This window comes from Microcoleus sp. EPA2, from assembly GCA_020882975.1.
Lineage (GTDB): Bacteria > Cyanobacteriota > Cyanobacteriia > Cyanobacteriales > Microcoleaceae > Microcoleus.
Genome location: JAHRFD010000022.1, coordinates 13,993 through 35,965, shown reverse-complemented (window position 1 = coordinate 35,965; position 21,973 = coordinate 13,993). Strand labels below are relative to the sequence as shown.

Here is a 21,973-nt window from a genome sequence, read left to right as displayed (position 1 = left end):
GATGGATTTGGAGATGGTGTTTAATGAACTATCCGCGCGAACTCTTGCTCCTGATATTTCTATAGCACGACAATGGATGTCAGAATTGATTAGGACGATGGTTGCAGCTAAAGGCTGTGGATTGAAAGGTATCCGCACTCAAGCAGATTTTCATACTATGGTACTTGCAGAAAACTATCCTCTTTCTCGTTGGCGTAATGATAATGAAGTTAATAGAGAAGAGCGGACTTTTCTGAGAACTCTCGCAACTAAAGCTCCTTTATCCGTTGATATTCCCAATCTAGAAATTAAAATAAAAGTTGAAAATCCCGATTGTGAGTTTAGTTTAGAGGGTAGCCAAGCAGAAGGCTTCAAAGTTGCTTATTACCTTGAAACATTGGCAATTAGTCTAAATTCAGAATCGCTGTGGAATCGCAGTCGCCTCAATTTAGAACTAATACAAATAGACGACAATGAGGAGCTGATAGAAGAAAGTGTAGAGGTTCTTCATGCTAGTCATAAAAACCACGTTCTCGAACACGCTGATTGGATTAAAAAGCGTCAGCAAACAGGAGTTGCTGATGGTTTGGAGCTTTGGAACCGTTGAGCTGAGTTATTCTCCAGCCTGGAATTTTGCGATCGCACTAGCGAACAAATACAAAGCCTTATCGATCCAAAAATGTTACGACAAATTGTCAGAAAGTTATTGGAGCTTGATGCCTTATCCAAAAATTGGACTGACGGAGCCGTGGATTTGGAGAAGCTTCCTAGCAAGGTATCTCCAGAGAGCGAGTCAAGGCTTAAGCAGTTTAGAGAGCAACTAAATATTAAATGTCTTGACGGAAAAAAGCGTATTTTCAGTTTGCACATCCGTATGACACCGGGAGCTTGGCGACTCCATTTCTGCACGGAATTAGGGCCGGGAAAGATAATCATTGGGTATATCGGTCCCAAAATAGAATGATTTACAAAAAATTTCCCATCGTAAATCCTAATCAACCGACATCTCAACAAAATTAACTTGTTCTGCATTTCATCCGCGTTTTGCAGATTTTAAAACACCTGAGTAAACTTCCAGACTAGCTAAAAAAGCCATTTTGAGTTATCTTTCAAAACAGACAATATCTAATATCTCAAATTTCCAACTGGTGCGAGTATGATCAATTACTGGATAGTCGGCGCTTTGGCAATAGCTTCTGTCTGTTGGGCAGAAATCATCCGAGACTTTTATCATGTCGTATCCCACTATTGGCCGCCACTGTACAAGCTACACGCTTGGCACCACCGCGTTTTTCGCCCGAATTTGACTCCCGTCAGCGAGACAATCTACAAGCAAGCCCACTGGCGTCACGATGTACCGGAAGCTGCGTCTATGATGGTTTTGGGCTTGTTGCTGTGGGTGGCTGCTTTTTTCTGGATGCCGGAATATCACTGGGGCGCAGCAGCGGGTTGTGTTTATACTTTAGGCTTTTTGTTGAGTGCGATCGCCCGTGGTTGCGGCATCAAGGGTGCTGATGAATTAACCGACATCACCCATCAACCGGGAGACTTCCTCACTCCACCGGGAAATTGGTTGGTGAATAAACCTTACCATTGGCGGCATCATTTCGATAATCAAAATGCTTACTATTGTGGTACTTTCACGTTAATCGATAAACTTATGGGCACTGCACTTTCTCTCAAAGGCAAAACTGTAGCCGTCACGGGGGCATCGGGAACTTTAGGAAATTTGCTGTTAAAATATCTCCACCAAGCTGGTGCAAAAGTTATCGCCCTCACATCGGGAAATCAAACAATTACTGTGAATATTGATGGCAAAGATTTGCCTGTGAAAACCATAAGTTGGCAAATAGGTCAAGAGGCAGACTTAGCAGAATTGTTAGAAAAAGTCGATATTCTGGTGATTAATCACGGCATTAATGTACAGGGTTCGAGAAGCCCAGAGGCGATCACCAATTCCTACGAAATCAACACTTTTTCCGCGTGGCGGCTGATGGAACTTTTTCTGCTAACGGTGCGCACTAACGAAAATATAGCTAACAAAGAAGTTTGGGTCAACACCTCGGAAGCCGAAGTAATTCCGGCTGTCAGTCCCCTCTACGAGCTCAGCAAGCGGGCTTTAGGAGACTTGGTAACTCTGCGGCGACTGGATGCGCCTTGTATTGTTCGCAAACTAATTTTAGGGCCGTTTAAAAGTAAGTTAAATCCGATCGGCATTATGTCACCAGATTGGGTAGCCCAGCAAATTGTCAAGCAAGCTAAAGCCGATGCCCGCAATATCATCGTGACAATTAATCCTTTGACATTGATACTCTTTCCGGTTAAAGAGTTTTTGGTTTCTTTGTATTTCCAAATTTTCAGCCACCCGGTAATTTCCGAGGGCAAAGAAGCGATGACACCGGAAAAATCTACTGTGGGTACAAAGATTAATTGACCAATAAAAAACCCGGATTTTTAGTAAAACCGGGTTTCTCCAACTGAATCAAACTAATTACTTACCTCAGACATTTCAATGACGCGGCCATCATAATCTTTTACCAAAAAGTTTAGTGGTTTTTCCCGGCGAATTTTATATTTCATGCCACGAGTTTGGACTCTCATTAATAACTGATCCAAACATTCGCGATCGAAACAAACGTGACGATCGCGATTTTTTTCCCCCGTTAGAGCACCGCTAATTACGTGCAATTGGGTATTTTTCATTAACTGATACCACAAACCCTCGGAAGTCGCCATGGTTTGACTGTTAGTCCCCCTGCCGACATTGGGCGACAAATATAGTGGATCGATACCCGTTGTGCCCAAGGTTTGCTCGTAATTGTAGTAGTAGTGCAGCGGCACCTCTGCTACTGGCAGATCTAACATTCCCTCGTAAAATTGTCGAGCTTGCCCCAGATCTGATACCATCACGGTGTGTACCTTGGGTGCACTGGTGAGAAACATCCACATCGCCCCTGCATAGGCTGCTAGCAGCATCACCATAATGCCTTGAGTCGAAAACAAGCTGTCTAGGGGCAGCGATGGCAAGAAAGAACTTAAGTGCAAAGGGTGAAGTGCCGGGGTAATAATACTAACTGCTAGAGTCATGAATTATAAGAAAGGGTAAACAACGAAATTTATCAGAAAATTGGGTTTAAAACCCCGTCCTGATAGCAGGACGGCTTTTTCCCCGAAAGTGTATAGTCCCAAATCCTATTGTTGGTAACAACACTCGCAGTCGCCCGCGAGGCTTAAACTATTTAGAGAACTCCCAAACAGCCTGTTAAGAACAAGTCTGATGACCTGACGGGTTCGACAATAATTATGGGAGAAGTTTATTAGGTTAGCCATATATGTTAGCAAAAACTAGCCGTTAGGGTCTGCGTGATGAAAGTCTTTGTCTACGGTACTCTCAAACCCGGTGAATGCAACTACCTCCGCTATTGCGAAGGAAAGGTTGTGTCTGCTTGTCCGGCGATCGCCCGCGGTCAGCTTTTTGCCTTGCCCGCAGGCTATCCGGCTATGATTTCTGGGGAAGGAAGAGTCTACGGTTTCCTCCTGTGTTTCGGCGACTCCGCTATTTTGCCAGATTTAGACGGACTTGAAGAATACGATCCTGAACGCCCACCCGCACAAAACGAATATCAGCGACAGGAAATCGAAATATTCGATCTCAATTGCCAATCTTTAGGTACTGCTTGGGCTTACTTGATGTTACCCGATCGCCTTCGTTCTCTCAGAGGCATCTTCCTGCCTGATGGGACCTGGAAAAATAGGCTGTATCTCTGATTTGGTATTTTGAGGCTCTGGGGGCGTTGAAAGCGTTATTTTTGGTTTTTTGAGTGTTGACTGTTATGGCTAGGGCTTACGCAAAAAACCCGGTTTCTTCCAAAAATCGTCGATTTTTTCAACAGATATTCACGCAGAAACCGGGTTTTTGACATTTAGCTGTATTTTATAATTCTGATGGTAGCAGATTTGATCTAATATCAATTCCGGTTGCACCGTCAGGTGATGTTGACAGTCAACCGATTTCTGCCGATTTGACTAATCTGGATAAGTCGATCGCTTTTTGATGCTGGTTTTGTTGATTATATATTCTCTGATTACTGGCCAGATTGTGAAGTGCGATCGCCCATTTTGTTTTACTGTTTCAACTAATGACCGTCGTCCTAAAGATTGGATCACTTTCAATAGTTCTGGCGGTGATAGTTGCAGATTTTCTGGTATTTTTGAGATGTCTGCTGGTTCTGGGGTACTTGCTAGCCATGCGATAACTTGTTGTTCAGATGCAGTTAGGCGATCGTACTGCTGCTCCAATAGTGATTCTAAGTCACCTAAGAAGAGGGTATCATAGGATAGGAATTCGGAAACGCTACCGCCGAATAAGTCTTGAATCATAGTGGAAATTATATTTAACCATAAGGGATTGCCTCGGTAAAGGTCTATTAGTTCTGACCATTTTTCCGGTTCTGCTAATCCTTTTTCTCTGAATATTTCCTGTGCTTCCGTGCCTAAACCGTTGAGTTGCAGGGATTTGCATGGGCGGTTTTCGCCTTCTAAGGTGGCAATTTCTCTGGGTTTTTCCCAACTCAGGAGAATTAAGCAACTGTTGTGGGATGATTCTGTTAGTTGTTTGAAGAATGGGCCGTAATTTTCATAGCCTGGTTGGTAATTTCCTGCGAGTTGTTGGCTGCTGAAAATGGTTTGGATATCATCGAGGATGATCAGACAGCGGTGCGATCGTAAATATTCTAGTAGGGGCCATCCCCCCGTGGTTGCCCTTTCTTCGGGCACGGAGAGGGCGGGCACGGGGGCACCGCCCCTACAGGATTTAATTATGTCGGTTTGGAGTGTTTGGAGGGGTGGCGCGTTGTAAAGGCTGCGCCAGATTATGCGATCGAATTCGTGTTGAATTTGTGGGATTAATTGGAGTGTCAGGGCGGTTTTGCCAATGCCGGATAAGCCGAGGATGGTGATGAGGCGGGTGGGGCTTAAAATCCAGTTTTCTAGGGTGGTGAGTTCGGATGTGCGGTTATAGAATAGGTTGGGTTCTGGTGCGTCGCCTAAGTCTAAATGTATTTTAGGTTCGGAATTGCTAGTTTTTTCGTGAAATTTATCCTTGTCTTGCGGTTCAGATTGTGAGGCTTCTGGGGAGTGCAAACTTTCAGCAGAGATGTTGCCAATATGGATGCAGCCATTCCCGACGAGTGAGACAATATTAGAAGCTTGTAAATTTTCCAATTTAGCTCTAAAGTTTGCTTTACATACTTGTTCCTCACCTAATGCAACTGACATAAGCTTCCACAATTTGAAACCAACTTCTTTAACATATTTCTCTGAACGGTTGTGATCCTCGGCAATTTCCTTATATTTTTGATTGTTCCAAGCGCCGCGTAGTATAGCTTTTTGCAGACTATCTAAGTGTTTTCCCGTAGTAGTTAAAGCTAGATTGTCAGTAAACTTTAAGGCTTCTTCAACGTCCATTAGTCACGTAGATGCAAGGGTTTGACTTGATTGTAACTCAACTAAACATGACTTTTTCGGTAACAACTAGCTAAATGTGACTTTTCATGACTTAGTTGGGATGGAAAAAAACTACTAAATATGACTTTATATGGCTTGACAAGATTTGGCATTTAGGGAAAAATTTATACTTTATACTACTTTATACTTAAGACAACAAAAGATTATGCTAAGCGCTAGTTGTATCTACCTGTTATGACACAACCGAATATTTTGGAACTCGCGAAACAGGGAGATGCAAAGGCGATCGCGCTTCTGCTGAACCGCCAGCTACAACCCAAGGGCATCACCGTCGCAGCTTCCCTGAAGGATGGTTGTTTACAGGTGATGCTGGAAGCGACAGCAGCACCTAGTCAGCAAGTCTTGGCCGGGTGGGTGAGTAAGTCGATCGCGGGTTTGGGGGCTGCATCCATTGAGAAAGTCAAGGTTTACGGGCGACAGACGGGCGCAAAGGTGCCGGCGTGGAGTCAAGAGTTTGAAGTGGCGGGGCAAAAATTGCCTGTTGCGAATGGCACACAGGTGCGGGCAAGTTCTAGTCAGAATACGGAGTCAAATCAGCTTAGTTTGAAGGAACGGGCTAAGCTTGGGGATGTGGAGGCGATCGCCAGTCTGTTAAATCTTCCGTTACAGAATAAGGGGATTAGTGCGACTGCGAGTTTGCAAGATGGTTGTTTACAGGTGATGCTGGAGGGCGATCGGGTTCCTGATGAGGAGGCTTCTATCAGGATTGTCCGCAGGGAGTTGACGAATTTGAAGGCGGGGGCGATCGCATCTGTGAAGGTTTACGGGCAGCAGGCGGGTGAAGATTTCCCGGCTTGGAATCGAGAGTTTGAGCTAAAGGCTGAGGTTAGTTCAGATTCAAAAAAATTATCAACCGATAAATTTGCAAATTTGACTGATCTATTGACTCCGATTATTGATTTGCTTAGAGAACGAAAATTTAACGAATTATTAGACATCGGCAAAAATTATCTTAATGAAAATCCCGATCGTCAAAAACGTTTGATTGTAGTAGGAGTTATTGTCTTAGCAACTCTAACCTTTAAAGGAATACCTTTTTTAGGTTTCAATCACAATATTAAAGGCTCACTAACACTCAAGGATGACTTCTTCGGTGGAGTGGGTCAGTTTTGTAATGGAAAAGGAGGTTACGGGGATATTAAAAGTGGTAGGCAGGTGCTAGTAAAAGATCATAAAGGAGAAACTATTGCGACTGGAGAGTTAGGCATAGGTAAAATAATATCTGATAACCACTGCCAATTTTCTATCGAAGTGAATAGTATAAAAAAAGCAGAGTTTTACACAATTCAGATCGGTAGGCGAGGCGATTTGACATATTCATATCAAGAGATGGAGGATAAAAACTGGGAGCTAAACGTGTCTTTGGGTGATTGATTTACTGGGAATAAAAGGAGTAGTTTATGATTTTTGTAATTCCGTTTATTATGGGCGCTGCTGTTTTAGCTACTGCTGCGTATGGCGCTGTGAAAGGTAGTGAAGGCTTTGGTAACATCAATCAAGCCAAGGAAATAGGAGAACGATCCCAACATCGACACGAGAAAGCAGTCAGCGATCTAAAAGTAGACTGGGAAGCAGCCAACAGATTAGCAGAAGTTTACGGTCAACTGCAAATTCGTGTAAGGCATCGTACTATTGGGCGGTTTGTGGCTTTCATCGAACGCATTGGCCAGAAAGCTTCCCAAAGTGATATGAAATTTTTAGCTGGACTAGAAGGCATATCAATTCAGCAGCTAAAAGAATACAAAACTGTCGCGCTGGAAGGTCAGGAAGTATTCCAAGGTGTGACTTCAGCCGCAGGGGCAGGCGCGGCTGCTGGTGCTACAGCAGTAGGCGTGGCGCAAACTTTTGGGACAGTTGCGGTTCCTCAATTTTTTGGCTTGTTTAGTACCAATGTAGCTGTTTCTCAACTCGGTATGTCTGGTGTGGCGGCGTGGTTAGGCGGTGGCAGCATGGCACTAGGTGGCGCTGTACTCGGAGGTATTGCACTTGGCCCTGCTTTAGCTGTTGGCGGTTTCCAAATTGCAGGTAAAGGTGAGGAAGCTTTAACGAAAGCACGTGAATACGAAGCTCAGGTTAACGTTGAAGTTGCCAAAATAGAAGAGGCTAGAGATTTCATCCGACAAGTCGAACGGCGAGTCAAAGAATTAGGCAAATTGGTGTCTGATTTAGACAATCGCGTTGTTCTACTTCTCAACAAACTTGAATCAAAACCCTTTGATCGAGTTCAAGATGCTGCTAAGTTTCAACAGGTAGCCCTACTGGTGAAAGCCCTTGTAGAAATTATGAAAACCCCTGTGTTAGACAGCAAAGGAAATCTGAATTCGGCAGTGGCAAATATTCAAGCAAAATACGGGAATCTGTGAGGAAATTAACAATGAGCAAAATGGCAGCGTTTGTTAGCTGTGGTGATGTCTTGCAGCAAGTTATTGCACATTACGCTGAGTACAAGCAAATCGCGGAACAAGAGCGGACAAAGCGTCGTGAAATCAAAGCCTGGGAAAAGGAAAGCCTCGCCAAGATTAAAGCTCAACGTGATTTGTTAATGGAGTACCTCGATCGCTCCTTTGATGAACGATCGCAAAATTTTAATCAACTTTTCGATGTGGTCGATCGAGCAATAGCATCTGGTAATAATGAGCAACTGGGATTAGCATTAGATTCGATTACAGAGCTTGCTAAGTCTAGCCCGTTTAAAGAACTGGCTAATTTATATTCTGTGCAGGCTGCTCTCGCCGATCCAAACCACGAGTGGAAGTTTTAATTAGCTAGCTGTTAAACCATTATTGATAAACTAGAGTGGGGATTCCCCCACTCTAAAGGAGAGTAAATCATGGCTGACCTTGAAAACCTTCTAAACCAACTGCCAGAAATTGCCGAAGCAATGAAACTTACTATTGGCAATCCTAGCGAAATCAGACGTGAAATTGGGAAGATCGATAATCTTATAAAGCGACTAAATACTATTGGCAAGGAACTTGAAGAAGTATTAAATAATGAGAGATTCAATAAAGGATTTTTGGGAGTGATACCTTTGTTAGGGGCAGTTGCGGGCTGGTTCATACCTGGTGGATTTTTAGTAGATGCACTTGTATCGGCAGGGAGTGGCCTACTTGCTGAAAAATTGGGCGACCCGAATAAGGAAACGTCTCTTGCTGACTTAATAGAAAATGTTGAAAACTTAATTGAGTGGGGCGAGGGTCTAAAGAATATAGCAGAAAATATTTTAAATGATTCACAATTATTGATCAAGCTAGAATGGGAAAGGAAATCTCTAAGTATTCCAGAAGAAGTAAGGCAAATTGATGAAAATTTAAGAATTCACATAGACTTTGATGAAGAGCCAAGTTTAAGGGAACAAGTTCAGCAAATAAAGGTAGCTCAAGAACAGCTAAAACAGGTTCAGCCAAAACTGGATAGTATCGTACACAATCTTGAACGAAATGTCGAGCCAATTGAGCGCATAAAAGCTTTTATATCTTACTTTGGGGAATCAGTGTTTGCGATAGAATGGTTTGATGAAGAGCATGGGCTTATTATATCTTATGATGATGATCAAACTACAACATTAGGAATTATCTTGAATGAATGTGTATCCTTAAAAGAAAAAGCTAATGCTTTAATTGACCGGGCTAATAGGTTAAGAGGAGAGGCTGAACAATCTCTTAAACACCTAGAAAAAGAACGCCGTCGCAAGGAACAAAAAAAACCTAGTCGTAAGCAAAGCGAAAGATCCACACAGACAGGAGAATCTCTAAATCCTATTGACCGTACCATGTCTTCAGAGCAAAGACGCGGGGGTAGAAGTGGCTGGATACTGATACTATCCACACTGACTCTAGGAGTTTTGGGTTTTGTCGGCTGGAAAACTACCTTTCAAATTTCACCGAGTCAGCAGACAATAGCAAATTCGGGAATTCCTCTAAATGTTGGGGAGCAAAAACCAAATTCTGAACCTTCACCCACCTTAACACCGACTCCTCAGCCAGACCCAACAGCAACAAATTTAGTAGCAGCTCAAAAACTAGCAATGGAAGCTGCCGTTATGACTCAAAACCCGCCTCATCCACTAGAAAATTGGCAGCAAGTACAAGGGAAGTGGCAGGAATCAATCAAATTGTTAGAGGCAATTCCAGACAGTTCGCCTGTTGCAACTCAAGCTCAAGAAAAGCTAACTGTTTATCGAACTAACTATCAGGCGATTACTAATAGAATTGTCACTGAACAGAAAGCAGCCACTAATTTAGACGCCGCCCAAAAACTAGCATGGGAAGCTGCCGTCCTGGTGAATAATCCACCTCATCCTAAAGAAGTCTGGCAGAATGCTCAATCAAAATTGCAGCAGGCGATCAACTTGTTAAGTTCTATTCCTCAAGGTACATTTGTGGAAGCTCAAGCTAAAGAAAAGCTTGCTGATTATCAGAACAACTACACGCTAATAAGCAACAAAATTAAAACAGAATCGCCCTGATTTTATCCAGGAAGATTCAAGATTTTAAACCCATCTTTTACTCATAAAATAGCTATGACTGACTATCCTATAAGCGCAAATATTTACACAGATCATTCTAAGATAGAAATTACTTCTCTTGAGGTGAGTCATAAATTATCATTTAGCCATATTAAAGCAGCAGCTCACTTTGCAAAGTTAAGTTATGACATAGAAGATAAGTATGATGACAGCCAAGATTCATCAGAGTTGTTTGAGAAACATAGATCGTATGTTATAGGTTCCATAATCACTGCGGTCTGCTATCTAGAGGCTACAATCAACGAATTGTTTACAGATGTAGAAGATATTTCCCGTTCTAATGAATGGAATCCTGATGTTACCCAAAAAATGAATGAAGAGTGGGATAAGGAACGAAGCTTACAACTTATAATAAAATACGAAAGGGCTCTTTGTATAGTAAAATCAGAAAGCTTTGATAGAGGAGCAGAACCTTATCAATCTGCTGCTTCACTCATTTTCCTACGGAATGCTTTAATCCACTATAAACCTGAGTGGATTGGAACTGGAGAAAGTTATAATAAGACGCTTAATGAAAAATTAAGGCAAAAGTTAGAGAAGAAAATCAAAAAGCTTAACCCAATGACACGAGAAGGAAGCCTTTTCTTCCCGCACCAGTGTCTGGGATATGGTTGTGCTAAGTGGGCGGTTGAATCTTCTGTAAAGTTCTCTGATGAGTTCTTTTATAAAATAGGCTTACCTTCTAACCTAAATCAAGATGACCAATTAAGTTTGAAATTACCAGAGATTAAGCTAGCTCCCTAGCTGCTGATATCCTAGTTACTACAAAAGTGCGATCGCCCTTAAATCCCAATTTCTCAAAAAGCGCGATCGCTCTTACTCAGGCAAAGTTAAAATAGTTGTAGCCTCAGCCAATAGTTTACACTTGACTTTATTGTTTTCCCCCTCCATAAGACAATGAGCTGGATTATCCTGCAAGGGATCGTGGCGGATAATGAAACCTAAAGAACGGGCATATCCTGCTACCAACACACCCACTTTTGTAGTGTCAGGATTTTTCGCAAAAGCTAAACTCTCCTGCGGAGTTGTTAACCGAGCTAACTCAACTGAGATACTGTTATCAGGTTTTCCTCTAACCTGGAAAGCAACTGATTTTACAGTACCATCCTCATAGAGATGTACATTAGGAATTCGACGATAAAGAATATCATTGTCTGCAATTTCTTCTAGCATTATCTCATCCTGACTTATGCAATCAATAGCTGAGACACCACATTCAGGACTTCAGATAATGACACCTGGTTTTTTTCCTCAAATTTTCTCTCGCTTCCTTCTCCCTTAATTAGTAGATAGCTGAAACTCATATCAGGTTTAATTTCCACTTCTAGATTGCCCTGTGGACTCCGCCATTCCAGTTGTAGGCTACCATTAGCAATTGGTGCTGCATCATAGGGTAAAATTAGATCGCCAACTAAAGATGAAAGAGAATATTTAACATGAATTAGCAACTGACAGGCTTTTACAAAAGCAACGGGCGAAACTGCTAATGCACCATAAGAATCCCAGTCAGGTTCTAGTTGGGCAAGTTGCGTTAAGCGCTCTAATATTGGATCTAAGGAAACATCAATTAATGTTGCTTGAAACATAGCTTTTACAAATATCGTATTTTTTATTATATCATAGTTATTGCTGACGATAAGTTAATAGAGTGAGACATGAGAGCAAAAGCGCGATCGCCCTTACATCCCAAATTGTAAAAAAGCGCGTGAACCGCAGCTATCCCGTAGGGAATCGCCCTAACTACTGGATTAATTAACCTATTTTACTGCAACAGCTAACTGGAACCCCAGTTTATCTAGTAAAACTATCAAAGCATAAATTTCCTCGCCCCCACTCTCAGACAACATTCGATCGAGTTTCTCATATATAAATTTAGCTTCCGTCGATAACTTATTCATCTGCAAATAAGCATCCACCACATCTTTAAGTCCTGCTCGCAGCAATTCTGGTTCTGGTGTTTCAGACTCTAATTCCAACATAACCTCGATATAGCTAGCAGCACTTTCTGGATTTTTCAGAGAAGAAATCAAGTATTCATGGTAGCTTCTACTTGTTGGCACTTTGAGTTCTTTCATAATCTCTCCAATATTTTTTAGCTTGGCTAATATCTTGTTCTTGAGTGCTTTTATCACCGCCACATAGCAGCAACACAACTGTTAACCCGATTTGTCCAAAATAGATGCGATAGCCAGGGCCATAATCAATATTAAGTTCATAAAAAAGCTCGGTACGGTAAGTGGGAAACTCAGAGTCTTTAGACCTGAGAGGGAAACGACGTGGGTGGTTTTAACCACCGTGAATCTTTTTTTCCATTACCGCGCCAGGGATTGTTTGACGGGAGTGTACTTTTGTAATGTACTTTCAATGGGACAATTACCATCTCAAGCCTTGCAATCCTGTACGCATAATGGTTGCCTTTGTTGGGCCTCCCTTGCGGGGTAATGTTAGCTTCGCCAAAGTTATAAGGGCTTGTTAAGCTTGCAACACTGTTCCAGTGACTTTAGAACTGTTTAATTGCAAACGACAGAGCAGGGAACTAGCTTCGCATTCGCCCGGTGTCGTGACCCAAATAACGTAGTCAGTTAAGACTGAGGCTGGTCAGAATAGCTTGCTTCGATTTCTCTTGCAAGCTCAGTATCTTTAGACCTGAGTTCCTGACAAACTCCGGCTCCTAGTGAGCGATAATCTCCCAGATTGCCTAGCTCAACTCGCCTGAGTCGTTTCTTAATTTTAGATACAGTTTTCGTATCTTGAAAGGAATCAAGCCATCCTTCAAAGGGACTTGTGCCATCGGCTTTTAGGTAGTTTTGTACTTCTCGTGGTTGAGCTTCCATAATTTTAACACAGGCGATCGGGCTTTTAAGGGGAGTGCTAGCGTGTCGCCACTTTTTTAAGCCTTCTGACTCAAGTGCAAGTCACCCACAATCGGTAATTCAAATACATTACTCTCTCGCAACCGCTTTGAGAAAAACATAACTTCCAGATTTTCAATTTCCTCCGTGTCAGGATTGAGACGAGCCACAATTCCATAGTCGAGTTCTTGCGATTCTTGCTCTGCATAAGGTGAACATTTATTGACGTACAAAATATCCCCAATAGCATCGTATTTAAAAGTTAATTCTTCTGCCATATTATCTCTCCTTGGGTAACATTTTTTGTTAAGTAAGGCGTAGGATATGAAGTAGAATTTGTCACCTTGACGGGAAAAACATTAGCTATTATCTCACTCTTTAGTTCCCAAGTCCGTCTTATAGGTGATAGAGAAATTGCTCACGCCCGGATGCTAGCTCGATCGTTATCTGAATGGAAACAAAAACCAGACGATCGCTCAAAGTCCCTTACCCGAAATAAGGCGACGGAGGAAACGGCACTGCCCATAGGTTTCAACAATCGCCTGAAAGCCCGCGAAGTCTGTCTGTGGGCCTTCGAGTCCTAAGCGTGAATGAATTCCCCCTCTAATAGCTAAAGTCCTCCTCAGAAACTCATCCCAAATCCTAGTTGAAAACTCTCATCTCAAGAGAGGGGGAGAGGGGGAGAATGGGGGAGGGGGAGAGAGTTTCTTTAATTCATAACGGGCGTACAGCGTCCGTGGGACGCTCTAAAAGAGGACTCAAGAACTCATCAGTCCTCTTTTAGAGGACTTGCGCTTTGAGGCAGGGGTTTCAACCCCTGCCGGACTATTGGTTGTACCTTAAGTTGACACGCTTTGGGCACTGCCGTGTCCCCATCTAGACTACTCTTACAAATTACAACTCATATCGCCAGATTGTTGACTGAAACGCGCGTTTTCCCGGTAATCAACCGGACAGTCTATCACGCAAGGTACATCTTGAGCCAGGGCTTCTTTGAGGATAGGAATTAAATCCGTTGCAGCCTCCACTCGATAGCCTTTCAAACCCATACTTTCGGCAAACTTCACAAAGTCGGGATTGCCAAATTTGATGAAATCGGAATGACCAAAATGATCTTCCTGCTTCCATTCAATCAAACCATAACCGCCATCATTAAAGATGAGCGTCACAAAATTAGTACCGACTCGCAAAGCAGTTTCTAACTCCTGACAATTCATCATAAAACCGCCGTCTCCCGTGGCTGCTACCACCTTGCGATCGGGATAAACCAGTTTGGCGGCCAACGCGCCCGGAATCGCAATTCCCATCGCCGCAAAGCCGTTGGAAATTAAACAGGTATTTGGGCGATCGCAATGATAATTCCGCGCGAGCCACATTTTATGAGCACCCACATCAGATATTACAATATCATCAGGTCCCATCACCTGCCGCAAATCATAAATCAATTTTTGGGGTTTAATTGGGAAACCATCATCCGCTGCATATTGTTCATAGCCCGCCCGAATATCTGCCCGCAATTGCTTAGCAAAAGGATCGGCTTTTCCATTTCTATCCGCACGCTGTAAAATTTCATTCAGCGAATCGGAAATATCTCCCACAACTTCTACAATGGGAATATAACTGCTATCGATTTCTGATGGCAAAGCTCCAATGTGAATAATCGGAATTTTGCCGTCAGGATTCCACTTTTTCGGGGAATATTCAATTAAATCATAGCCAACTGCAATCACTAAATCGGTTTCTTCAAAAGCACAACTAATGTAATCCCGTTTTTGCAACCCCGTTGTCCAAAGTGCCAAAGGATGAGTGTAAGGAATTACACCTTTGCCCATGAAAGTATTAGCTGCTGGAATATTCAATCGAGTAGCAAATTCGGTAACAGCTTCACTAGCATTCGCTCGAATCGCGCCATTTCCAATTAACAACAGAGGACTTTTTGCCTTGGAAATTGCCACAGCGGCTTTATTCAAACTTTGGTAAGCACCAAAAGTTTTTTCCCGGTTGTCTTTGGTGAGAGGTTTTCCTTCCACAGGCATGGCTGCAATGTTTTCTGGCAAATCAATGTGAACTGCTCCCGGCTTTTCACTCTGAGCTACTTTAAAGGCTTTGCGGACAATTTCTGGGGTTGTACCAGGGCGAACAATTTGAGCTCCCCACTTAGTAACTGGGGCAAACATAGCCACCAAATCTAAATATTGGTGCGATTCTATGTGCATTCTATCAGTACCAACTTGTCCGGTAATGGCAATGAGAGGAGCGCCGTCTAAGTTAGCATCAGCCACACCAGTCATTAAGTTAGTTGCGCCGGGGCCCAAGGTGGATAAACAAACGCCGGCTTTGCCTGTCAGGCGGCCGTAAACGTCGGCCATGAAAGCAGCGCCTTGTTCGTGACGAGTAGTAATAAATTTAATTGAGGAGTTTCTTAGGGCTTCTAGAACTTCTAGATTTTCTTCGCCTGGGAGTCCAAAAACATATTCGACGCCTTCATTCTCTAGACATTGTACCAGTAATTGAGCTGTGTTCATTTCCATTTTAGTCCTCTGTAAGTGGGGATATCTTCTCCTGGTCAACTTCTGGCAAAAATCCTAATTAACAGTTAGGCAAAATCTCTCTGTGTTGCGGAATTTATATCACAGGTAGGATGCCCGTGGCACAATCAACACAGATTAATTTAGATTTTTGCCAGAAGTTGATTGAGTGCGCGCTTATTTTACCCACACTGTTTTAATGTTAACAAATTCATGAATTCCTTGGATGCTCAATTCGCGTCCGTAACCGGAGCGTTTGATGCCACCGAAGGGCAATCTGGGGTCTGATTTGACTAAACCGTTGATGAATACTGCCCCAGCTTCTAGTTCGGAAATAAACCGATCGCACTCTGAGCTTACTGTAGTCCAAGCTGTCGCGGCTAAACCAAAGGACGTACTGTTGGCTAATTCTATGGCCTCATCGATGTTAGCTACTCGGAATACTAAAGCAACTGGCCCGAAAAATTCTTGTTGACGGGCGGCGGCATCCAGGGGAATATCTGTCAAAATAGTTGGCAAGTAGAAATTGCCGGCTTTTTCTGACAAAGCACGGCCACCTGTTAGCAGTTTAGCTCCCGATGCGATGCAAGCTTGTACTTGATTTTCTAATTCTTTGAGGATTGCGGGAGTCGCTAAAGGGCCGATATCAGTTTCTGGTAACATCGGATCGCCTACTTTTAGTTGCTCGAATTTTTCCACAAATCCTGCGATGAATTCCTCGGCAATCTCTTCTGCTAAAATAAATCTCTTAGCAGCGACGCAAGTTTGGCCGCTATTGAGCATTCGCGATGTGACAGCAGTGGATAAAGCTGCTGGTAAATCGGCGCTAGACATGACGATAAAGGGGTCGCTTCCTCCCAATTCCAGCACTACTTTTTTCAAATTTTTGCCAGCCTGGGCTGCTAAACTTTCACCCGCGGGTTCGCTACCGGTGAGAGTGGCTGCTTTAACGCGATCGTCCGCCACTATTTTACCTACTTTGTCAGATCCCACTAACAATGTTTGAAAAACGCCTTCGGGAAAGCCTGCTTCGGTGAAAATTTCCTCTATTTTCAAAGCACATTGTGGCACGTTGGAAGCGTGTTTGAGCAAGCCTACGTTGCCCGCCATCAGTGTCGGCGCTGCAAACCGAAAAACTTGCCAAAATGGGAAATTCCAGGGCATGACGGCTAAAATAACGCCCAAGGGTTGGTAGCGGACAAAGCTGCTGCTAGCGTCAGTGCTGGCTGGTACGTCTGCCATAAATTGAGCAGCGTTTTTGGCGTAGTAGCGACAAACTAGGGCGCATTTTTCGACTTCGGCGATCGCAGATTTGAGAGTTTTCCCCATTTCTAGGGTCATCATTTTAGCGTAAATTTCGCGATCGCGCTCCAGGATATCCGCAGCTTTCTGCATCCAGATAGAGCGCTGCTCGAAGGGCAGTCGCTGATATTGTTTAAAAGCTGTTTGTGCTAATCCTAGCTTGGTTTCGATTGCCGCATCTGTGAGGGGCTCAAAAGTTTTTACAGTTTCTCCCGTTGTCGGGTTGATAGTAGCAATAGCCATTGTTTTATCTCCTGTGTGAAAAACACAAAACTCCCTTCTAGTTTTCCAGCTAGGCGGGGAGTTGTATCAATGTATTACAAAATGGAAATTTACCGGCCACGTTTTCAGGTTTTGTTAATTTGCAGGTTTGGCAATTTGTTTAAAACTCTCAACTTTTAATTATAGTGCAAAATCTCGATGGCAAATCTTAAGATAATTTGCCTTTCAAGTTTAATTGTTGAGCCGGAAATGCGATCGTTTCCGGTTGTACCGTCAGGTGATTTAACCGCGAAGGCGCTCTTGACGCGAAGGCAGAAAAGAGAGAGTGGGGCAGGGCTAAGCATTTGGGCCTATAAATTTGGGTGTTTCCCATCGGCTATTAGCCCGAATGCTTCGCCCCTACAGGGATTGGGGTAGATATAAATTGGGGGATTTGTGATTTTATTTTTACCCCAATGCTGGGTACTTACACCGATTTTTCCTCGATGTAATTCTGGACGTAAGACTGATAGTAATACCTGCTCCCTTTATCGTTATTTGCCACCATTCCCAACAGCGGAATATCGGCCATTCTCAAATCTTCCAAAGCCAACAGTAGCGCCTCTCGCTCAGTTTGATTCAGCCCCACCACCAGCATCAATCCATTAGTGTGAGCGGCTAACAAATTGGCATCGGCTAAACCCAAAAGTGGCGCAGTATCGTAAATCACTAAGTCAAAATTATTTGACAAAGCTGCCATTAAATGCTGCATTTTTCGGGAAGAAAGCACCTTGGTGGGATCGGGAGGAACAGGGCCTGATGTTAACACAAACAGGTTTTCATCGTGGGGCGATCGCAAAATCAACTTTTCTACATCTACATCATCCGCGATCGCATTGTGTAACCCTTGCCAATTCGGCAAACCCAGCATTTCGTGCACCTGGGGGCGTCGCAAATCCGCATCCACCAACAACACCTGCTGGCCCATGGCCGCCGCGGCCCGTGCTAGATTTACAGCTACAGTAGACTTCCCATCTGCTACTTGACAAGAAGTAATTACACAAGAGGCGATCGGACTATCAACCTTTAGCAAGCGAATATTAGCATTGAGCGATCGAAAAGCCTCCTGAAAAGCATCCGTCGGCATTTGCGAACTTGCTACCTCAACACTAACTGTCTCCGCAGGAGGAAGTCTCAAAATTTTATCGCTAGCAGGAATTACCCCCAACAAAGGCAGTCGAATCGAATGTTTGACATCCTCTGGAGTCTGGAACACCTTATCATTATTAAACCGTTCGGCCAACTGCGCCGCCAGCATACCGAAAACTAAACCAGCTAATCCCCCCAAAGCCAAATTTAAAGGCATAATTGGAGCAACAGCCATCAACTCCCCATTGCGATAGCGCGGAATTTCCGGCTTAGCAATCACCTCCCAAGCCACCTCTTTTTTACCCACAGCTTCAAGCTGCAAAGCTTGCTGTTTTGCCAACAAATTTTTCAGGGTACTATTGGTTAAATCCGCCTCCCGCTGCAAATCCGAATAGCGCCGCAAAATCACCGGGAATCCTTGAGAATATTGATTCAACTGCTTAGCAGCTTGTTCCAAAACTTGATTTCGCACTCCCAAAACCTGAATAGTATTAGCAGTACCAATAAACTGCTCGATCAACTTAATCCGCACCGGATCTTGAAAAGCCAGCACTTGAGAATTTACCTTACCTAAATCAGTTCCCAAAACCTGTGTAGCCTCTTTTTTCAACAAAGGAATCAGATTTTTTTGCTGTTCTCGCAACAACTGCATTTGGGGAGTTTGGTCAGTATAAGTCGCTGAATTAATCGCAATTTGTCCTTCTAATTGCTGCAATTGAGTCAGCATTGCTTGGTAGCGAGGTGCTTGACTCAGAGAAGAAGCCATCAGGGCTTGTTGCTGATTCAGTCCTAGCTGATTTTGCAAATTAGCATAGAGCAATCTTTGCTGATTTAGTTGGGTTTGAGCATCCAATCTTTGCGCTTGAAGTTGACTAATTTGCTGCGCTAGTTGTTGGGTTTGAATTTGCGGATCGATGAAATTGTACTGCTGACGCAATTTTTGAATTTCTGTTTGAATCGCTTGTTGGCGCTTTTGCTGATTGGGAATTTGCGATTTCACAAAATCCAGACTCTGACTAATTTGAGTTCTGGTATCTTGGACGCTATAGTTGCGGTAGCCTAACGCAACTTTTTCTAAAACAAACTGAATTTTTTTCGGATCGAAATCCCGATACTTAACTTCGATAATCTTGGTGTTTTTGAATCGATTAATTGACAACCTCGTTTGCCGGTCGAATGGCAAATTCTCTGTTTTTTCGTTAAAAAGGTAGTTGTAATTAATTTCAGGATACTTCGCCCGCAACTGTTTGATAATTGGCGACATTACTTGCGGACTTTGCAAAACCTGAATTTGGGATTCGTAGTCAAAACCAGGATTTTCTGGCGTTTCGGAACCGCCTGGTTTGAGTTTCAATTCACCGGAGTAGATTTTTGCTAAAGTGTTTTGGGTAACAGTGGGTTCTACTAATAATTGAAATCGTCCTTCGTACTCACTTTTTTGATTCAATGTCCAAGCAAAAACTCCCGTGGTTACTGCCGCAGCTACGCCTAGGACTAAAAACGAGCGACTGCGGCATACTTCCCAAAAATTCAATGGCTCTGACTCTGTTTGTTCCAGTTCTAAAAAATCATTTTCTCTGTCGTAAAGCACCGAAGATATTTGTCGCGGTCCTGGGGATTTTTGGTTTTTTTTAAGCAGTGATATCTGAGACTTTTTCCCTGGTTTCATTTGTTTATGCAGCTTATTAGTTTCAACGTCTGTACGAGCTATCGAAAAATATTGAACAATCTGAATATTCCCAATAAAGGATTAAGAGGAGCGAGGGTACCACCTACATTATCCGAGAATGCAGCGCGACCCGATCGCCTGACCATGATTACATCATTATTTTGCAGTTTAGGATTGGCTTCATCATTAGCAGTGGCGGAAAAATTCACCTTAATCGCGACGCGAGAAACAGTACCATTAGCATTGATGCGGATTAAATCCACCGAATCCATTTCTGCCCGCGCTTTATTAAAACCGCCCGCTGCTACCAGCGCTTGATTTAAAGAAGTATTTGGTCGCAGGGCAATCGCCCCTGGTTTGATCACTTCTCCCACCACTGTCACCTTAATTGTATCCGGTGAAAAACTAGAATTAGCTACCTGGGCACCCTGAGTTTCGTCAATATTTTCGGCTTTGGGAATAATCACCGTATCTCCCTGTTGCAGCACTAAATCTTGAGATACATCTCCTGTTTGCAAAAGTTGCCACAAATCGACATTAATAATTTGTTCAGTACCAGCCCGCGTCAGACGACGAACTTGTATTTGCCGAATATCCGCTACGGGGGTAATGCCGCCAGCTATTTTAATCGCCCTAGTAACTGTTTGCTGCACAACGGTTTCGCTACCCGCCGTCTCAGTGGCACCAAACAAACCCGAATTTGCACCCATGTCATTCTCTTGTAACCTACTTTGAGAATCCTTTGCCAGAGTATAAGTACCGGGACGAGCGACTTCTCCCACCACAGCAATATTAATCGGCTGAGTGCTTTGTCCGGTAATATTGGCAACTGCTAAAGTAGGTGCTTCTTGGCGATTGAGGCTAGTTACAGTGGGAATAAATATAGTATCGCCGTCGCGCAAAGTCATATCGGCGCGCAAATCACCGTTTTGCAACAATTCCCATAAATCAACACTAATAATTTGTTCCGCTGCATTGCGTTGGGGGCGGCGGATTTTGATTTGTCGCACGTCTGCTGACTGTGTAATACCACCAGCCATTCGCAAAGCCCGTGATATCGTGGGCATTTGAGTTCCCATTTGCTCTGCTGTGCCTCCGGGGCCCGCCGCTGAGGATATTGTATAGGCTCCGGGGCGGTTGATTTCCCCTGCGATCGCAATTTGTAAAGGACGCGGGGCCAGCAGTTTCAGTGTAATCCAAGGACGCTTTAAGTATTGACCATATCGCCCTTTGACACTATTGGCTGCTTGTTCTAAAGTCATCCCGTACACCGAAACGCTACCAATTAAGGGCAAACTGAGGGAACCGTCAGCCTGTACCTGATGTTGACCGTTGGGGCCGCTATATTCCGGGACGTTAAAAATGTCCAGTTGAATGCGATCGCCCGCTCCTAAAGTGTAAACTTCCGATCGTACACTCGAAGGTGTCGGTACTGCATTGGCTGGCGCATTTCCCGGAACCAGCGGCAATCCGGGCGCGGAGGGTACGGGTACGGGTACGGATGCGGGTACGGCTAGGGGGGGAGGAGGCGGAGGTAACTGAGCCCAACTAGGAGCAGAAACTAGAATCGCCATCAGCACTGATCCAGTGAAACCGTTGACAATATTGATTCCCAAATCACTTTTGAGCACCATCGTTTTTTGCCCGATCCTTTTCCTAACCCATCACCATCAAATGTAACCCAACTCTTCTAACTTACTCAGAATTTTTTCCACACACTCTGTCACACTTTCCTTTTCTGTGCAACAAATAATCTCAGGATTAAGGGGTGCTTCATAGGGATCGTCAATCCCTGTAAACCCCTTAATTTCACCTTTTCTGGCTTTGGCGTACATCCCTTTGACATCGCGCGCTTCACAGGCTTCTAGGGAGGCTTTCACATATACCTCCACAAAGTTAGGTTCCATGGCTCTAACTTCGTCACGAATTACTTGGTAGGGACTAATGGCCGCGGTAATAGCGACAACTCCATTGCGGCTCAGCAGGTGAGCGACAAATCCAATCCGCCGAATATTGGTATCTCGGTCTTCTTTGCTAAATCCCAAACCTTTTGATAAGTTGGTACGCACCACATCTCCATCCAAGATTTCCACTTTGCAGCCTCTGGCTTTCAACTCTGGTTCCAGAGCTTGGCTAATGGTTGTTTTGCCAGAACCGCTCAGTCCGGTGAACCACAAAATAAAACCTTTGTTCATGTTCAATTGCTTTGTAACTAATGAATGTTGACATTTACCCGACG

General features: G+C 43.7%; 22 protein-coding genes and 1 pseudogene. 10 read left to right on the top strand and 13 right to left on the bottom strand.

What is annotated here, in order from left to right:
- The first annotated feature begins 1 nt into the window (after position 1).
- The 3 genes from AAFP14_RS18505 to AAFP14_RS18495 all read left to right on the top strand — a co-directional run bounded on the left by AAFP14_RS18505 (position 2) and on the right by AAFP14_RS18495 (position 2,413).
- Complete coding sequence (locus AAFP14_RS18505; RefSeq protein ID WP_341733700.1) at positions 2–586, top strand: hypothetical protein; 585 nt, start codon at positions 2–4, stop codon at positions 584–586.
- A 72-nt stretch (positions 587–658) separates the two neighbouring features.
- Positions 659–943, top strand: coding sequence for a hypothetical protein (locus AAFP14_RS18500; RefSeq protein ID WP_341733699.1), 285 nt, complete (start codon positions 659–661; stop codon positions 941–943).
- A 192-nt stretch (positions 944–1,135) separates the two neighbouring features.
- A complete protein-coding gene (locus tag AAFP14_RS18495) occupies positions 1,136–2,413 on the top strand; it encodes a bifunctional sterol desaturase/short chain dehydrogenase (protein WP_341733698.1) in 1,278 nt (425 codons plus the stop codon).
- A 53-nt stretch (positions 2,414–2,466) separates the two neighbouring features.
- On the opposite strand, the gene AAFP14_RS18490 is transcribed toward AAFP14_RS18495, so the two are convergent.
- A complete protein-coding gene (locus AAFP14_RS18490) occupies positions 2,467–3,066 on the bottom strand; it encodes a VOC family protein (RefSeq protein ID WP_341733697.1) in 600 nt (199 codons plus the stop codon).
- 279 nt (positions 3,067–3,345) lie between these two features.
- On the opposite strand from AAFP14_RS18490, the gene AAFP14_RS18485 reads away from it, so the two are divergent.
- Positions 3,346–3,747, top strand: a complete 402-nt coding sequence (locus tag AAFP14_RS18485; protein WP_341733696.1) for a gamma-glutamylcyclotransferase family protein — start codon at positions 3,346–3,348, stop codon at positions 3,745–3,747.
- 258 nt (positions 3,748–4,005) lie between these two features.
- Here the strand turns inward: AAFP14_RS18485 and AAFP14_RS18480 are convergent, their stop codons facing one another.
- Positions 4,006–5,445 carry a helix-turn-helix domain-containing protein gene (locus AAFP14_RS18480; RefSeq protein WP_341733695.1) on the bottom strand — a complete coding sequence of 480 codons (1,440 nt, stop codon included), beginning with the start codon at positions 5,443–5,445 and terminating at the stop codon, positions 4,006–4,008.
- Between the two features lie 234 nt (positions 5,446–5,679).
- Here AAFP14_RS18480 and AAFP14_RS18475 point away from each other — a divergent pair, with 234 nt between their 5' ends.
- The 5 genes from AAFP14_RS18475 (at position 5,680) to AAFP14_RS18455 (ending at position 10,777) form a co-directional block, all read left to right on the top strand.
- Positions 5,680–6,879: a hypothetical protein gene (locus AAFP14_RS18475; RefSeq protein ID WP_341733694.1), complete on the top strand. Its 1,200-nt coding sequence runs from the start codon at positions 5,680–5,682 to the stop codon at positions 6,877–6,879.
- Between the two features lie 26 nt (positions 6,880–6,905).
- Complete coding sequence (locus AAFP14_RS18470; protein WP_341733693.1) at positions 6,906–7,868, top strand: hypothetical protein; 963 nt, start codon at positions 6,906–6,908, stop codon at positions 7,866–7,868.
- Positions 7,869–7,879: 11 nt separating this feature from the next.
- On the top strand, positions 7,880–8,266 hold the full coding sequence (locus AAFP14_RS18465) for a hypothetical protein (RefSeq protein ID WP_341733692.1): 387 nt from the start codon (positions 7,880–7,882) through the stop codon (positions 8,264–8,266).
- Between the two features lie 69 nt (positions 8,267–8,335).
- Entirely contained in the window at positions 8,336–9,973 is a 1,638-nt protein-coding gene (locus AAFP14_RS18460; protein WP_341733691.1) for a hypothetical protein, read from the top strand.
- Positions 9,974–10,027: 54 nt separating this feature from the next.
- Entirely contained in the window at positions 10,028–10,777 is a 750-nt protein-coding gene (locus tag AAFP14_RS18455; protein ID WP_341733690.1) for a hypothetical protein, read from the top strand.
- Positions 10,778–10,849: 72 nt separating this feature from the next.
- Here the strand turns inward: AAFP14_RS18455 and AAFP14_RS18450 are convergent, their stop codons facing one another.
- The 6 genes and pseudogenes from AAFP14_RS18450 to AAFP14_RS18425 form a co-directional block, all read right to left on the bottom strand.
- Positions 10,850–11,206: a hypothetical protein gene (locus AAFP14_RS18450; protein ID WP_341733689.1), complete on the bottom strand. Its 357-nt coding sequence runs from the start codon at positions 11,204–11,206 to the stop codon at positions 10,850–10,852.
- A 14-nt stretch (positions 11,207–11,220) separates the two neighbouring features.
- Positions 11,221–11,619, bottom strand: coding sequence for a hypothetical protein (locus tag AAFP14_RS18445; protein WP_341733688.1), 399 nt, complete (start codon positions 11,617–11,619; stop codon positions 11,221–11,223).
- Positions 11,620–11,790: 171 nt separating this feature from the next.
- Complete coding sequence (locus AAFP14_RS18440; RefSeq protein WP_341733687.1) at positions 11,791–12,108, bottom strand: helix-turn-helix domain-containing transcriptional regulator; 318 nt, start codon at positions 12,106–12,108, stop codon at positions 11,791–11,793.
- Positions 12,080–12,250 (bottom strand): annotated as a pseudogene (locus AAFP14_RS18435) (type II toxin-antitoxin system RelE/ParE family toxin); the annotation flags it as partial. The gene AAFP14_RS18440 and the pseudogene AAFP14_RS18435, both read right to left, overlap by 29 nt.
- 365 nt (positions 12,251–12,615) lie before the next feature.
- Entirely contained in the window at positions 12,616–12,867 is a 252-nt protein-coding gene (locus AAFP14_RS18430; protein ID WP_341733686.1) for a hypothetical protein, read from the bottom strand.
- Between the two features lie 56 nt (positions 12,868–12,923).
- The gene (locus AAFP14_RS18425) at positions 12,924–13,163 is read right to left on the bottom strand and encodes a DUF2283 domain-containing protein (RefSeq protein WP_341733685.1); all 240 of its coding nucleotides are present in this window, start codon (positions 13,161–13,163) and stop codon (positions 12,924–12,926) included.
- Positions 13,164–13,229: 66 nt separating this feature from the next.
- Between AAFP14_RS18425 and AAFP14_RS18420 the strand changes: the two genes are divergently transcribed.
- Positions 13,230–13,469 carry a hypothetical protein gene (locus tag AAFP14_RS18420; RefSeq protein ID WP_341733684.1) on the top strand — a complete coding sequence of 80 codons (240 nt, stop codon included), beginning with the start codon at positions 13,230–13,232 and terminating at the stop codon, positions 13,467–13,469.
- 303 nt (positions 13,470–13,772) lie between these two features.
- On the opposite strand, the gene AAFP14_RS18415 is transcribed toward AAFP14_RS18420, so the two are convergent.
- From AAFP14_RS18415 to cysC, 5 genes are all read right to left on the bottom strand, one after another.
- Positions 13,773–15,410: an acetolactate synthase large subunit gene (locus AAFP14_RS18415; RefSeq protein ID WP_341733753.1), complete on the bottom strand. Its 1,638-nt coding sequence runs from the start codon at positions 15,408–15,410 to the stop codon at positions 13,773–13,775.
- Between the two features lie 180 nt (positions 15,411–15,590).
- Complete coding sequence (locus AAFP14_RS18410; RefSeq protein WP_341733683.1) at positions 15,591–16,958, bottom strand: NAD-dependent succinate-semialdehyde dehydrogenase; 1,368 nt, start codon at positions 16,956–16,958, stop codon at positions 15,591–15,593.
- Between the two features lie 445 nt (positions 16,959–17,403).
- Complete coding sequence (locus tag AAFP14_RS18405) at positions 17,404–19,734, bottom strand: GumC family protein (protein WP_341733682.1); 2,331 nt, start codon at positions 19,732–19,734, stop codon at positions 17,404–17,406.
- Positions 19,735–19,772: 38 nt separating this feature from the next.
- On the bottom strand, positions 19,773–21,368 hold the full coding sequence (locus AAFP14_RS18400) for an SLBB domain-containing protein (RefSeq protein ID WP_341733681.1): 1,596 nt from the start codon (positions 21,366–21,368) through the stop codon (positions 19,773–19,775).
- 36 nt (positions 21,369–21,404) lie between these two features.
- Positions 21,405–21,929, bottom strand: a complete 525-nt coding sequence (cysC, locus tag AAFP14_RS18395; RefSeq protein WP_341733680.1) for an adenylyl-sulfate kinase — start codon at positions 21,927–21,929, stop codon at positions 21,405–21,407.
- Positions 21,930–21,973: the final 44 nt, after the last annotated feature.